Raw genomic sequence first — 15,913 nt, 5'->3', positions numbered from 1 at the left:
AAAGCACTATGATTGAATCATGAAGAATCGACGAGCTTTGTCTACCAGCAACACTAACCCTGTCCCAACCTGCCTATTATTGGTCTTATTATTTTGCGCACCAGTGTGCTACGGCAACGACTCCAGCGCCTCGAAACCGAAAATTACAGAAACCAACTTCCTCTACACGCCGGATCAGATGTTGCACTTCGACATCAATGACTACTTAATCACTAACCTTCCTCATCTGAGCCCCTACGCTGAGGCCATTTCACACTGGAGCGGACACTCTAGTGTCAGCCCAGCGGTCATTATCACTTTGCTCGAGAGATCAAATAAAACCAATAGCGCGAAACAAGCCGGGGCCACTAACGAGGCTAACCGCACCATCAAGCAGAGTGATCTTACCCCGCTAATTAAATCCATCACCACATCAACGGCTAACGCTTATTATCATTCACTCGCTGAGGGATTAGCCGACCCAGCCAACCAAGCGCTACGAAATGTGCTTAAAACACAGAACATAGCGACCACTCACGTGCCTGAAAATGAGGCCGCAAGTAGTAGTGAAGCATCTAAAGAGAGCTTGAAAGCACAGGTTGATAAACAACTGCTTGAGCTACAGGACTTATATTCAAAGCTATTCGCGGCGTCACCATCCATAGCCAGCATGGCAGCGAGCGATGAACGCCAACAGGCTAAAACCGTACCCAGTGAAACTCTATTACAATTGCCCTACCCGATTGGCGAGGCGTGGGAAACATGGGGCGGAACTCACAGTTTCACAGGCACTGACACCGGACCCCGTTCGTCGTTGGATTTTCGACGAGGGCGGCTAGCGTGGAGCGCAAACACTTCATCGATTTGGGTTTCGGCGGCCAACGCGGGCCAAGTCATTCGACATTCATCGTGCTTCGTTGAAATACTAAGTTCAACCGGCTGGTCTACCAGCTACTATCATCTAGATAATATTCGCTACACTTCAGGGCAATCCGTCGCACGTAACTCAGCATTAGCGAACTATGCGAATAATGTTAACCAATCGCTGTGTGACGGAGGCCATTCAGCAGGACCTCACCTACACTTTAGCCTGAAATATAACGGTGCCTACCAGTCGCTTGATGGTGTCTTACTATCTGGCAATGAAGTGCATGATGGTCGACATGATTACGATACTAATTGTGGCTATTACTGGATTGATAATGCTGGCAAGAAAGCATGTGCAGGCTCAGCGCTGCGAAACAATGGCGTTCCTAGTAGCCAACCCACGGCGGATCTAAAAATTGAGTCCGCCAAGGTAACACCAAACGAAGTACTGCGCGGGCAGCCATTCTCCGTATCGGCAACGGTCTACAATCAAGGGACTAAGACGGCCAATCAAGCTACGCTGCTATTTCTCGCCTCACGCGATGCAAAAATAGAACTATCCGATACGCTATTAAGCTCAATACCATTAGCTGATATTTCGGCCAACCGCAGGCTCGACATTTCAACTAACGAAATCAGCAGTTCTGAGCTGTCCGGTCTCGTCTGGCTTGGAGTGTGTGTAACCAACGTAGAAGGCGAACTTAATCTAGAAAATAATTGCTCGGCTGGCTCAGTGTTAACCATTAAGCCACCGGTCGTCATAAGTGGTGCAATCAAGTTGCTATTATTGAACCACGATTAGGCTAAAAGATTAATAATGCATAAAAAAAGGCCCGCAAATACGGGCCTTTTCTACAATGATGCAGCAGTGACTTAGTCGGTAAATTAGTCGCTAATTTAGCAATACTTAGTCCCGGCTGACATCATTTTCATGATGGTTATTGTTAACGCTTAACCGTTATCAACAGCCTTCATGGACAGACGTACTCGACCTTGACGATCTACTTCAAGGACTTTAACTGTCACTTCATCACCTTCTTTCAAATGATCAGCGACATTTTCAACGCGCTCATCTGAAATCTGCGAAATATGCACAAGACCATCTTTGCCTGGCAATACGTTAACGAACGCACCAAACTCCATAATCTTGACCACTTTACCAGTGTAAACGCGATCGACTTCGATATCCGCTGTGATCTCTTCAATACGACGACGAGCTTCAGCACCTGCTGCACCATCAACCGATGCCACATTCACTGTACCATCGTCTTCTAGATCAATAGTCGCACCGGTTTCTTCGCATAACGCGCGAATAACCGCTCCACCTTTACCAATAACGTCGCGAATCTTATCTGGATTAATCTTGAACGTGATAATACGCGGAGCGTGATCTGACATTTCAGAACGATGCTCAGATATGACTTTAGCCATTTCGCCTAAAATATGCACGCGGGCATCTTTAGCTTGTGACAACGCTTGAGTCATAATCTCTTCGGTAATTCCGTCGATCTTAATGTCCATTTGCAACGCGGTAATACCTTCAGGCGTACCAGCTACTTTGAAGTCCATATCGCCCAAGTGATCTTCATCACCTAAGATATCAGTCAGCACCGCAAAGTTATCGCCTTCTTTAATCAAGCCCATCGCAATACCAGCTACTGGAGCCTTAATTGGAATGCCAGCGTCCATCATCGCAAGCGATGATCCACATACTGAAGCCATTGAACTAGAGCCATTTGACTCAGTAATTTCCGATACAACACGAATAACGTAAGGGAACTCTTCAGCACTTGGCAACACAGCGGCAACACCGCGACGTGCCAAACGGCCATGACCGATTTCACGACGCTTAGGTGAGCCAACGCGCCCAGTTTCACCTACTGAATAAGGAGGGAAATTGTAGTGCAACATAAATCGATCAGTGATATCACCTTCTAAGGCGTCAATTCGCTGTGCGTCACGCTCAGTTCCCAACGTTGCGGATACTACCGCTTGGGTCTCACCACGCGTAAACAAAGCCGAACCGTGTGTACGTGGCCAAACGCCAGTACGAACGGCAATCGGTCGAACTGTTGTGGTATCACGACCATCGATACGTTTTTCGCCTGCAATAATGCGGCCACGAACAATGCTCTTCTCTAAGCCTTTGAACGCTGCGTTAACCGCATCGATTTCAGCAACCGTTGAGTCTTCGTTCACTAACGCTGATAAAACATCACCGTGTGCTGCCGAAATTTTAGCGACACGCTCAACCTTGCTAGCAGTAGAAAACGCTTCTTCAAGTGCAGATTTAGCGATCTCGGCTACTTTCGCAGTCACTGACGTATCTTCAGAAGGAGGCGTCCATTCTTTCATTGGTTTAGCCACTTCAGCGGCCAACTCTTTAATCGCTGCAATCGCTTTTTGCGACTCTTTATGACCGTACATCACCGCGCCTAACATGACTTCTTCGGCCAAAATATTAGCTTCAGACTCAACCATTAGCACTGCGTGCTCAGTACCAGCAACAACCAGATCAAGATCTGATCCTTCAAGCTGGTCCATGGTCGGATTAAGTACGTACTCACCGTTGATATAACCAACTCGAGCAGCGCCTACTGGGCCATTAAACGGAATCCCTGAGGTCGCCAACGCCGCTGAGGCACCGACCAAAGAAACGATTTCAGTATCGATATTAGGGTCGATCGATACGATTGTTATGACAACTTGCACATCATAACCAAAACCTTTTGGAAATAACGGACGCAATGGACGGTCAATTAGTCGACACGTCAAAATTGCTTTCTCGGAAGGACGCCCTTCTCGACGAAAAAAGCCACCTGGGATTTTGCCAGCCGCATATGTGCGTTCTTCGACATCAATCGTTAGGGGCATGAAATCTCTAGGCTCACCGGAAATCTTATTGACGACCGTGACCATAACTGTGGTATCGCCGCAACTGGCGATGATGGCCGAATCGGCCTGGCGAGCGATCTCGCCGGTTTCTAATTTGAACTCGTGTTCACCAAACTGAAAGGTTTTTGTTACCTTTGACATACATTATTACCTATTAAATTTATATCTTCCCCGCACGCCCTATTGCGATTGGGCTTCTCTACCATTTTTGAACTTCAATGCCGATGACCATTAAACGGAAATCGCAATACAAGCAGCTCAAAAAACAAGGGCCTTATCATTTGATAAGGCCCTCGCAAAACCAATTATTACTTACGCAAGCCTAAACGCTTGATAAGTGAACGATATCGTTCAACATCGTTCTTTTTCAAGTAGTCGAGCAATTTACGACGACTGTTTACCAAACGCAATAAGCCTTGGCGCGAGTGATGGTCGTGGATGTGCTCTTTGAAGTGTGGAGACAAGTCTTTAATGCGAGCTGTCTGTAATGCGATTTGAACCTCAGGAGATCCTGTATCGCCTTCTTTTACTTGATACTCTGCCACGATGGCAGCTTTGTCTGCGGCTGTTAATGCCATAATCTAATCCTCTTCAAATTATTTTGAACCTCAATTCCCTGAAGGGTGGAAACCGAAGCAAGAAGCTTATCGAGCGCAATACTCGACAAGGCGCGTATTCTAACCCGTTAAGAGCAAAAATCACCCTTAAATTACTGAAAAATGTCGGTTTTCACACCAAAACTAATCACTCTTAGGTGCACAAAGGTAATTTTGAATTACAGAACCGCCAATTTAGCTAGTTACAAACTTTTTATGGGATTTAAGAACACCACTTGGCAGAACCTCACCGACGCCAAATAGCTCGCCATTTTGTCGGTACAACCGAGCAATACCATCGGTTTTCAAGCCACCGGCATTGGTCATTCGACCTTCCAACAAGCTAGTCGCCTGTGAGTCAGATATTTCCAATTGCGGAAAGCCTTGGAGCAACGAATCTATCGGCAATAGAACGGACTCCAGCGTCGCCTCGTTAATATCATCTAACGATAGAGCGTCTTCCACTGAAATGCTTTTAATGTGAGTACGTCGTAACGTCTTAACATGCGCACCGCAACCTAGCACCTGTCCTAAGTCATGAGCTAGCGATCGAATATAAAACCCGCTGGAGCAATGAACGTCGAGTTTTAGGTGCGCTTCGTCGATACGCTCAGCCAACAAACTATGCACCGTCATGTCACGCGGTGCGCGCTCTACAATCTCGCCCTTACGCGCCAGTTTATACAGCGGCTGACCGTTTTTCTTTAGTGCGCTAAACATCGGTGGCACCTGCTGTATCGGGCCGCGAAATTGCTCTAGTGCATCATCAAGCTGCTGATCAGAGAAATCCACAGACCGAGTTTCAAGCAACTCTCCATCCGCATCTAGCGTGTCGGTAGTTTGCCCTAAGCGAATGACCGTAGAATACTTTTTATGAGAATTCAAAAAATACTCAGCCACTTTAGTGGCTTGCCCAAAACAAATCGGTAACAAACCAGTCGCGAGGGGATCAAGGCTTCCAGTATGCCCAGCTTTGCGGGCATGAAACTGACCTTTGACTTGCTGGAGAGCTTTATTTGAGCTCATTCCAGTGGGTTTATCCAACAGGATAACGCCATGCAAATCCAGTTTTATCGAACGGTACTGCGCCTTCTTCATTATTTTGTTCTGTCCTTAATAACTGTAGTTAGGTGCCAACTCAAAAGATTCAGCAATGGTTTTAGTTGACTCAATGCTCATAATAGTCATTTTTCGAGGCTCACCTATCTCCGAAAACTCTAAAACATCATGACTGATTTCAAGAATATTTGCGCTGACAATCCGGCCGTCCGACAACTCTAAATATGCCGCAGCCAAGCCTGGCACTTTATGCGCCAATTGAAACCGCATCTTGGTATTCCAGCCGTACTCATAGCCCAGCAGCTTCAACACACTAGCGGGCGCTTGACCTTGCGAAAAGATAATTGGTCGTTGTGATACCGCGGTCGGAATTTCATAGCGAAGCACACCTTTGATCGATTTTAAGCGCTCAATTCCATCAGGCAACTCCACTTGGAAACTGCCTAAATCATAATCACCAGCTTGCAGCCCCAAACTTGGTCGAACTTGACCATTAACCGTGAATTTCGAAAACGAAACAGGGTTGTTTGTAAGCTCGACACCATCAACCGTAAGGTCCAAAAACACCGAATCGGAATTGGCGGCGACCGATTGTACATGCGGCACAATCACCTTACCAGACAACTGCTTGTTCCACGTAGCTTTGGCATCATGCGAAAAGTAAATTAACGATGATGATGTGCTCGCCATGCCAACACCAAGTTCGCCTTGGCCTGAAATTGACAGCTTTGCCCATTTGAATTGATCTTCGATAGATGCTTGATCCTTGGCCGTGATGGCGTTGATATCTAGCCGCTTTTCTAACGACACAAGATCCGAAGGCGTGAATACTACAGTGCTTGGCGCAGCGCTCTGACTATAAGCAACGTTTTCAGTAGACACTTTGACTGGCGACTGAAAATCAAAATCGAAGTCCTGTAATTGCTCATCAGTCTTAACACTATAGAAAACTTGCAACGAGTCGACCGCACCAGCAAAACTCTGTGCGGTACTGTCTCCGAACGTCATCTTGCCCTGTGAGCGCAGCACGTTTCCATCCGCATTTAGGGCACGTAAGGCAACAATTTTAGACTCATCGCCATCGATCGAATACTGTACCGAACCGCCTTCAATATCAGACAAGCGGAATGCCGTGCCTTCGTACTCAAACATTCTCTCGCCCCGCATCGACAACACAGTTGACTGCACCTCGGTGGGCACCCGAAATGAAAGTTGGCCTTGAATTTGACCAATATCTGCGATCTGTGTACCTGACGTCAAACGCACGGATTTGCGCACCTCGAATACCCCGGCTTGGTATTGATGACTCTCTGCCAGTTCATGATTTCGCCCGCCAAACGCCGCCCCTCTTAGACAGTGTTCATCACGTAGTATCGACTGACCTTGCTTATTGAGCACGTCCTTAAGCTGCAAAGAATATTCCATCCCAGAGTCGCTAACGTCACCTTCAAACGTTTGACCAGCAGGCAAAACAGGCCCCATGCGCTTGGCTACTAACTCAAGTTGCAGCGCTAGATCTTCGGCCCATGCGTCGCTTGCAAATGAATTAATCGGTTTGAGTCCAACTCCGCCCACAAACACCGCTTGACCACCTTGCTTAGTGGCCGGCAGGTACTTATCGAAAGAACCCAACTGAAAGGGATTTTCTTCGACAAATTGCTGATTCTGTGAGAAATCCCAAACCGCTTCCATTAGTGATTCTTCCGAAGGCGAGCCCATGGTTAGCGCCCCTCCGCCAAACACCATCGAGCCTAGTTCACTAAACAGCGAGTTCGCCTCAGCAAGTAGCCCTGAATCCAATGTCAATCGCAAATGCATGCCAGTATCAGCCTCTACCTCGAAACGTGATAAAAGCGCCACTGCCGACGGATGAGACTGACTGTATTGAGTACGTTTTTCGGCGATGCTTTGTTGAATTGTTTGCACTGATTCATCTAGCATTGAATTATTCGGGCTAATCACATCTAACGAAACCGCTATACCACGAGATAGTGGAGCGGAATCAACTCGCACTCCGATTTGCTCTACGCTCTTCGGATCGCCTAATGCGCCGAGCAACATTCGCGAAGCTAAGTCATCACGAAGCGCAGCAAAATTACTCATTTGGGCTGCTATCAGCGCGGTTCCTCGATAAGCTTCCCAAGACGAGTAAGCCGCAGCGCTAGCAGAACCCGGACTATCCAGCGACGAATTAAGGCTGGCTAACGCCGATACATCGTCAGCAATTAATAAATGCTCACCAGAAAACCGAATAACGCGAGTCTCGGCCGTGCTCGACAAACTTGGATCAATTGGACATATATTGCCCTCAAATAACTCCTTAGTTCGACTAAGTTGATACGTTTTATCGCCGGCCTTCTCTACGCTGTAAAATTTTTCTAAGACAGATATAACATCGGATTCAATGAATTCACCACTGACAATTGCCATCACCTTGGACTTGGATGCAGCATCCGCTGCGGAGCGCGACTGATCAGCGCTAATTCGCACGGTAAGGTGATTGCTACTCTCAAATAATTGCTTGGAACCCGCTAGCGTACCGAGTAAGGTATTGTTACTCGACATGTATGTCGTGATCGGCACCGCGTCGGCATCAGCAAAATTAGCAAGTTTGCGTATTTGATCAAGATTTGCGGCGATCACCAAGCCCGGTTCGCCATTATCGAACATGGCTCGCTCCGCCTCACTGGCCAATCGAGAGAGAGGTGGATTAAACCACCAATACATCGCGCCAAACACACCAATAGCGGCAAGCGCAACAATACCAACAGTTAGGTAAAGCCCTTTGCGCGATGATTTTTTCGGCGCTGATGATTGCACCTCGTCACGATGCATTGGTAGCGAGTCTGAACTTGGCGGTGACGATGAGTCTGACAAGATCAGAGGCGAATCGGTATTCGGAATAATAAAAGAGGCGTGTTCACTGAGCTCTGATTCCACCAACAACTCTCGAATCACAGCGTCCAACCCAATCGATCGCAGGCGCTGGCACACGACTTCCGCTTTTTCGAGAGTTGGGAAACTTTTTACGCGTTGCGCGCGCCCACTAAGAAGGCGGGCTTGAATCGATGCGGGTGTTCGACTGGTATTGTGGGCGATGTGCCTCGCTACATCTGTAGCGGTAAACCCTGGCAGGCTTGCGCCCACGCTATATACTGCAAACCGCTTAGCCGAGTCAGACATTCATACCCCAATGGATTGTCATTATTAGTATCGTTATTTTCCACCGTCGAAAATAACACTAAGACACCGTTTGACTCAAGCAGACATAATCTGCGATCTATTGGTTCTGGTCAAATTAAAGGTGACCAATGCGGACTAGCACGAACTAATCGCGTTTATTTAATGCTTTATCAATTAAGGCGGACATTCGTGCACCTTCTGAAATCGAATTATCGTAGCTGAAAATCAGGCTCGGGCAATGTCGCATATCAATAACGGCGGCCAAGGCTCTCCGTAGAAAGCCATTGGCTTTATCAACAGCCTCCATGGTGTCAGCAATATCGACTTGGTCGTCTGAAAGCGTCGTCACGAATACCTTAGCCTGACGTAGATCCTTAGTGACCTCAACATCGGTCACGGTCAAGCTAGATACTCGTGGGTCTTTAACGTCATTGCGCAGAATCACCGCCAGATGACGAATAATCATCTGCGCTACACGTTCGCTTCTTGCATACTCTTTTGGCATAACCTATCCGATTTTTAGCGCTGAATTAATGGCTAACTCTGTTTACAGAGTAACCTTCACCTCAGTCTTCTCGAAGATTTCAAGCTGGTCACCTACTTTGATGTCGCTGTAATTAACTACACCGATACCACACTCTGTGCCCATCTTAACTTCCGAAACATCGTCTTTGAATCGACGCAGGGAGTCAATCGTACCTTCAAAAATCACCACACTGTCACGCACAATTCGCACGTGCGCATTTCGTTTCACCACGCCTTCTGTAACATAACAGCCTGCGATGGTGCCGATTTTCGGAGCTTTAAACACTTCACGAACTTCGACGTGACCCATAACATCTTCACGAATCTCTGGATCAAGCAAGCCTTCCATCGCCGCCTTAACATCATCAATGACTTCGTAAATAATACTGTAGTAGCGAATTTGTACATCTTCTTGTTCAGCCAACTTACGTGCTTGTGCATCGGCACGTACATTAAAACCAATAATGACGGCTGAGGATGCCATAGCTAAGTTCACGTCGGATTCATTAATAGCGCCAACCATTCCGTGCACCACACTTACCTTCACATCGTCCGTTGACAACTTATTCAAGGACTCAGAAAGTGCTTCAATCGAGCCCTGTACGTCGCCTTTAATGAGTACGTTAACGTTTTTGACTTCGCCTTCGCCCATTTGCGAGAACATATTCTCAAGCTTAGCCGCTTGCTGACGAGCAAGACGTGACTCACGATCTTTATGATGGCGAAACTCTGCCGCTTCGCGCGCTTTACGTTCATCATCTACCACGATCATTTCATCACCAGCCGCTGGCACACCACTCATACCTTGAATCTCAACAGGCTTAGATGGACCAGCCTCTTTGATGGTGTTACCTGCATCGTCAACCATGGCACGAATACGACCAGTTTCTTGTCCAACTAAGACAATGTCACCGTATTTCAAAATACCGTGTTGTACTAATACTGTACAAACCGCACCACGACCTTTGTCTAATCGAGCTTCGACCACTAAACCAGATGCATTGCCAGACGGACGTGCTTTTAACTCAAGCAGCTCCGATTGCACCGCTACTGACTCAAGCAATTCTTCAACGCCTAACCCGGTATGTGCAGACACAGGAATCATCATGACGTCGCCGCCCCAAGATTCCGGAATTACATCTTGATTAGCCAATTCCTGCTTAACTCGATCTGGGTCAGCGGAATCTTTATCCATTTTATTAATGGCCACAATAATCGGCACATTAGCACTTTTAGCATGCTTAATCGCTTCGATTGTCTGCGGTTTAACACCATCATCCGCCGCCACTACTAAGATAATTAAATCGGTGGCTTGCGCTCCACGGGCGCGCATAGCACCAAACGCCTCGTGACCTGGAGTATCTAAGAAGGTGATTTGACCATTACTGGTTTGCACTTGATAGGCGCCAATGTGTTGCGTAATACCACCGGCTTCGCCATCGGTTACACGCGCCTTACGAATATAATCGAGCAATGATGTTTTACCATGATCGACGTGTCCCATTACCGTAACAACAGGGCAACGCGGCTCATAGGTAGACTCGTCAACTTCAACTGCGAGATTAGCCGACAAAAAAGCCTCTGGATCACTCTGCCGAGATTCGACAGGGTTGTGGCCCATTTCTTCAACCACTAGCATCGCTGTGTCTTGATCAAGCGTATGATTGATGGTCACCATTGTGCCCATTTTAAACAATGCCTTAACCACTTCAGCGGCCTTAATTGACATCTGCGCAGCCAAATCTGAAACACTAATTGTTTCACCGATTTGTACATCACGCACTACCGGCGCAACTGGTCTCTCAAACGCGTGTTGATCTGACACGCTTGACTTAATGTTCGAAGGACGACGTTTACCGCCTTTTTGACGACGACGGCCACCAGCGACATGCAGCTCTTCACGACCAGCAAATGGCTTACGCTTACCTTTGCCTTTGCCCGCTTTATTCTCGGTGGCCACAGGTGCGACCACTGGTTTTGGCTCAGCTTGCTTAATAATCGGAGACACGCGTTTGCGCTCACTCGCCTTACGAATGATGGATGGCATAGCCACTTCACGTCTAGGCTTAGGCTGCTCTTTAGGCGCTTCTACTTTAGCTGGTGCAGGCTTTTCCGCCGCTACTTTCTTTGGCTCGGCCGCACTCGGCTTAGCCGGTTCAGTAGCAGCCTTTGGCTCATCAGCACTCGGTTCAGCTTTCGACACCGTTTGAGTTTTGGCCTCAACAACTTTTTCAACCTCAGCAACTTTCGCGACCTCAGTCTCTGCTTCAGCGGCTTTTTCTGATGCTAATTTTGCTGCGGCTTGCGCTGCTTCAGCCGCTGCTTGTTCAGCCGCAACACGCTCTGCTTCAGCCGCTTTTTCAGCCTCTTCGCGCTTAGCTTCCTCTGCAATGCGAGCCTGCTCAGCCTCAGCTTCTGCCGCTAATCGTTGCTGCTCAGCCTCAGCCTTTTCAGTCTGTTGGCGAAGACGATCAGCTTCTTGCCGCTCAGCTTCTTCTTGCTCCAACACTTCGCGCTTAACAAAGGTCCGGCGACGTTTAGTTTGAACTTGAACGGTTCGCGCCATGCCTGTTTTGGTAGTCTGCTGAATCTCAGAGTTGGTCTTTTTCTTCAGAGTAATCTTGCCGCGACCCGCTGGCGCAGCGGACGCTGCTGCAGTCCCACCACGCAAAAATTCTAGTAGTTGCCGCTTTTCTTCGTCGCGCAATGAGTCTTCGACAGACTTGCCGGCCACACCGGCATCACCGAGCTGCTTAACAAGGCGCTCAGGCTCTATACCAATTTGTTCAGCAAACGCTTTAATCGTAATTGTAGACATACTCTGTATTCTCTAATTTTTTATGATGTTGAGGTTTATGGCTTACTGGAGGCTTACTTAAGCGCTCTCCTCAACCTCTTCTTCCGCATCGGGGTCAATCCCCATTTCTTCGAACCAAGGACGACGCGCGATCATAATTAACTCTTGAGCGCGCTCTTCGGAGATTTTAAGGCCTTCAATTTCGAGCAACTCATCAGTCGCTGCTTCAGCCAAATCTTCCATTGTTTTAATATTGTTGATTGCTAAAAATTTAGCAGTCGTCTCGTCCATGCCGTCCATACCGAGTAAATCATCGGCTGGATCAGCGCCCTTGAGCATTTCTTCTTTCTGAATTGCTAAGGTAACCAAGGCATCATCAGCACGCTGACGTAACTCATCGACCAATGCCTCATCAAACTCTTCAACTTCAAGCATCTCTTCACGCGGCACATAAGCAACCTCTTCGAGACTTGAAAAACCTTCTTGAATCAAAATTGTGGCCACATCTGCGTCAATATCCAGCTTAGCCATGAACATTTCACGCACACCTGAAGACTCTTCTTCAAGCTTTTCATTAGCTTGCTCGTAAGTCATGATATTGATGTCCCAACCGGTCAACTCGCTCGCTAAACGCACGTTTTGGCCGCCTCGGCCAATTGACAAAGACAACTGAGACTCATCCACAATGACGTCCATCGCACCTTTGTCCTCGTCTACCATAATAGACTCGACTTCGGCTGGCGCTAACGCATTGATCACGAACTGCGCAGGATCTTCTGACCACTTAATGATGTCAACTCGCTCACCGTTGATCTCATTGGATACACTTTGAACGCGCGATCCGCGAATCCCCACACACGCACCAACTGGGTCAACTTTACTGTCGTTCGATTTAACCGCAATCTTGGCACGCAAACCTGGGTCGCGAGCAGCGCCAACTATCTCAATAATATTTTCGCTGGCCTCCGGCACCTCAGTGCGGAATAGCGCTAAAACTAATTGCGGGGTAACTCGATCAAGCACCAACTGCGGCCCACGATTATTTTGCTTAACTTCGCTTAAAATCGCTCTAACACGATCTCCTGGACGGAGGCCTTCGCGTTGAATCGTACGGTTACGCGGTAACAATGCTTCAACTCCGCCTAAATCAACAATGGTGTCACCACGTTCTTGGCGCTTTATAACACCTGACAGCATCTCACCAACACGAGGTTCAAATTCTTCACTAATTTTATTACGCTCAGCCTCACGCACCTTTTGCATGATCACTTGCTTAGCCGCTTGCGCAGCAATTCGCCCAAAGGGAACGGCTTCTAATTCTTCTTTAACAAACTCGCCGACAACCAAATCTTGGTCATGCTCTTTGGCGGCACTGATACATATCTGCTTTGATGGGAATTCCAACTCGGCATCATCTTCAATCACTTCCCACACGCGATAAGGTGTATAAGAACCGTCTTTGCGATCAATTACACACTGCACTTCAATGTCTTCGCGATGGCGTTTGCGAGTCGCGGTCGCCAAGGCAGCTTCAATTGCCTCAAAAATCACGTTTCTATCAACCGCTTTTTCTGTAGACAGCACTTCCGCCATCATTAAAATTTCGCTTGCCATTTCTCTAGCTCTCTATGTGTATAAAGTAAATAGTGTTAAATATCAGAACCATAGACGGGCACTAAGCGTGCACGGTCCATCTCTGAGTACAATAATTCTGTTTGTTCGCCGTCAACTTCAACAACAGCAAACTCATCGGTCGCTTCGACTAACTCACCGGTAAACCGGCGACGTCCATCAACCAAGGTGTTCATTCTAATTTTAACGTCTTGCCCTACCACAGCCTGAAAATGTTGTGGCTTGGCCAGCGGCCGATCCATACCGGGTGATGACACCTCAAGGGTGTAGCGACTTGAGATAGGGTCATCCACATCTAATATTGCACTGAACTGACGGCTTGCTTTAGCACAATCATCAATTGTGACCCCTTTGCCACTCGGCGAATCAATATAGATTCGTAAAATAGATGTGTCGCCGCCACTAATTTCAACGGCCACCAATTCATAACCCAGGGCATCAGCACCAGGTTGCAACGAATCTTCGATATGTTGGACGGTTAACGCCATGTCAAAATAAATCTCATTTCAAAAATAAAAAAAGGCGAGCACTGCTCACCTTCGCATAAGGCCGACTTCATTAAAGTCACCTCAGATTATCGCAAGAATGGCCCAGCCGATTGAACATCGATTTGCCTTAAAAAGACCAATCAACTTAATCTATCTGAACCAGAGTCAAAAGTTTAATTCACAATAAACTCGCCAATATAAAATTGCACTCACCAATAAACGACAAACTGCGTAACACACGCACTCTCACTATTGGCTGCGATAAAAACACGAAACCCCGCATAAGCGGGGCTTCCAGTGAGCTTGATCACTGTCGACTTCAATGAAGCACAACTTTGTTCAAACCAGTTTGGTAACAGTGGAGCATCGAAAACGATACTCAAACACCGCTTGATTTAGCGCGTTAAACCTAAGCGAGCAGTTGCTCAGATTGTCACTAAATCACTTGGTAGCGGGGGCAGGATTTGAACCTACGACCTTCGGGTTATGAGCCCGACGAGCTGCCAGACTGCTCCACCCCGCAACATCAAGTGGAGGCGTATCTTATACAAAACGAACTTGTATTACAACACCCATTTCAACCAGAACAACGATTAAATATTAACGAACAAATTTCGTCTCAATGAAATAATTGAAATCAACCAATTGCAATAAAACGCAACTGCGATACAGCACAAAATTATGGCGGAGAGGGTGGGATTTGAACCCACGAAGGGCTATTAACCCTTGCCGGTTTTCAAGACCGGTGCATTCAGCCGCTCTGCCACCTCTCCAATACAAATGTGTTCAGTGCTGTCTGAATCGAGCGCGCATATTAACTGAGACTGATAATCATGACAATCCCTTTTTGAAACTAAATTTCGATCTTATGCAGTAAAACTGGGCTACCGCTACTTTTTTCGAGTGAGCCAAGCGAGCAGACAAAAATAGAATGCGAAAACTAGAAGGAAAGCCAACACTTGAATGCTCTCAGGTAGGCCAGTCCGCCACATTATAAGACCCACCAACATTGCCAGTAACTGTATGGCCAACACCAAAGCGAGAATTGCATTGACGGTTAAACCGCGCCCCGACATCAAATGGTGATAGTGAACGTTATCCGCAGTAAACGGAGACTGGCCACGCATCGGTCTTAGAAAGAGCACGGCCACCGCATCAATCAATGGCAAAGTTAATAACCACAATGCCGTGACTGGCGGGAAGCCGCCTGGCGACTGTGAATTAGAGATCAACAGGTATACAAGCAGCAAACCAAGCACTGTTGATCCAGCATCCCCCATAAATATTCGAGCCCTAGGTCTAAATAGCCGCAGATTCCAAACCAGAAAACCAGCAACACTGAACATGCTTACTACCACCAACTCGTTAGGGTAAGCACCCAAGTAAAACAGCGCACCTAAAATTAACAATACGAGTGAACCCGCCAGACCATCCATACCGTCTGACATATTAATCGCGTTAATAACGCCAATAGTGGCAAAAATAGTCAAAACCAACGAAGCGCCATCACCTAACAACATCTCATTCTCAGCGGACCATATATACCCGAGCGATATTAGTCTAACCCCTGTCAGCTCCACCATCAGGTACGCCGCCCCACCCTGTGCCAACAACCGTAACCATGAAGGCAAAGCAAAGCGATCATCTAGAACACCAACAACAAACAATAGAATGAAGCAGAGCCCAACACCCGACAATGGTATTGCGCTTATGTACCAACCCAGCAGCGCACCCACAAAGATACCCACACCGCCGACCACAGGCGTTGTATGCGTATGCGTTCGATGCTCGCCTGGGACAGCGACTAGGCCAACCCTATCCGCCACAAGCGACATCAAAAAAGTAGCACTTGCCGAAACGACAAATACCAAACTATATTCACCCCAACCCAT

At 47.4% G+C, this 15,913-nt stretch carries 10 protein-coding genes and 2 tRNA genes; 1 reads left to right on the top strand and 11 read right to left on the bottom strand.

The window, feature by feature from the left end:
• Positions 1-19 precede the first annotated feature (19 nt).
• Positions 20-1,648: a peptidoglycan DD-metalloendopeptidase family protein gene (locus tag DFR28_RS14280; RefSeq protein ID WP_113955055.1), complete on the top strand. Its 1,629-nt coding sequence runs from the start codon at positions 20-22 to the stop codon at positions 1,646-1,648.
• 149 nt (positions 1,649-1,797) lie between these two features.
• On the opposite strand, the gene pnp is transcribed toward DFR28_RS14280, so the two are convergent.
• From pnp to DFR28_RS14225, 11 genes are all read right to left on the bottom strand, one after another.
• Positions 1,798-3,882 (bottom strand): polyribonucleotide nucleotidyltransferase, encoded by a 2,085-nt coding sequence (gene pnp / locus DFR28_RS14275; protein ID WP_113955054.1) that lies wholly within the window; start codon positions 3,880-3,882, stop codon positions 1,798-1,800.
• 167 nt (positions 3,883-4,049) lie between these two features.
• Positions 4,050-4,319 (bottom strand): 30S ribosomal protein S15, encoded by a 270-nt coding sequence (gene rpsO, locus DFR28_RS14270; RefSeq protein WP_113955053.1) that lies wholly within the window; start codon positions 4,317-4,319, stop codon positions 4,050-4,052.
• A 213-nt stretch (positions 4,320-4,532) separates the two neighbouring features.
• Complete coding sequence (gene truB, locus DFR28_RS14265; RefSeq protein WP_113955052.1) at positions 4,533-5,435, bottom strand: tRNA pseudouridine(55) synthase TruB; 903 nt, start codon at positions 5,433-5,435, stop codon at positions 4,533-4,535.
• A gap of 15 nt (positions 5,436-5,450) precedes the next feature.
• Positions 5,451-8,579 carry a hypothetical protein gene (locus DFR28_RS14260; protein WP_113955051.1) on the bottom strand — a complete coding sequence of 1,043 codons (3,129 nt, stop codon included), beginning with the start codon at positions 8,577-8,579 and terminating at the stop codon, positions 5,451-5,453.
• 145 nt (positions 8,580-8,724) lie between these two features.
• The gene (gene rbfA / locus DFR28_RS14255; RefSeq protein WP_113955050.1) at positions 8,725-9,084 is read right to left on the bottom strand and encodes a 30S ribosome-binding factor RbfA; all 360 of its coding nucleotides are present in this window, start codon (positions 9,082-9,084) and stop codon (positions 8,725-8,727) included.
• A gap of 42 nt (positions 9,085-9,126) precedes the next feature.
• Complete coding sequence (gene infB, locus DFR28_RS14250; RefSeq protein ID WP_113955049.1) at positions 9,127-11,922, bottom strand: translation initiation factor IF-2; 2,796 nt, start codon at positions 11,920-11,922, stop codon at positions 9,127-9,129.
• 57 nt (positions 11,923-11,979) lie between these two features.
• Complete coding sequence (nusA, locus tag DFR28_RS14245; protein ID WP_113955048.1) at positions 11,980-13,515, bottom strand: transcription termination factor NusA; 1,536 nt, start codon at positions 13,513-13,515, stop codon at positions 11,980-11,982.
• Positions 13,516-13,550: 35 nt separating this feature from the next.
• Positions 13,551-14,021 carry a ribosome maturation factor RimP gene (rimP, locus tag DFR28_RS14240; RefSeq protein WP_113955047.1) on the bottom strand — a complete coding sequence of 157 codons (471 nt, stop codon included), beginning with the start codon at positions 14,019-14,021 and terminating at the stop codon, positions 13,551-13,553.
• Between the two features lie 446 nt (positions 14,022-14,467).
• Positions 14,468-14,544 (bottom strand) — tRNA-Met (locus DFR28_RS14235).
• A gap of 159 nt (positions 14,545-14,703) precedes the next feature.
• A tRNA-Ser gene (locus tag DFR28_RS14230) sits at positions 14,704-14,794 on the bottom strand.
• Between the two features lie 117 nt (positions 14,795-14,911).
• Positions 14,912-15,913 (bottom strand): hypothetical protein, encoded by a 1,002-nt coding sequence (locus DFR28_RS14225; RefSeq protein WP_113955046.1) that lies wholly within the window; start codon positions 15,911-15,913, stop codon positions 14,912-14,914.

The sequence above is a fragment of the Arenicella xantha genome (assembly GCF_003315245.1).
In the GTDB taxonomy this organism is placed as follows: Bacteria; Pseudomonadota; Gammaproteobacteria; order Arenicellales; family Arenicellaceae; genus Arenicella; species Arenicella xantha.
Note: the sequence above shows the minus strand (reverse complement) of the source record. Positions and strands in the feature narration are given on the sequence as shown.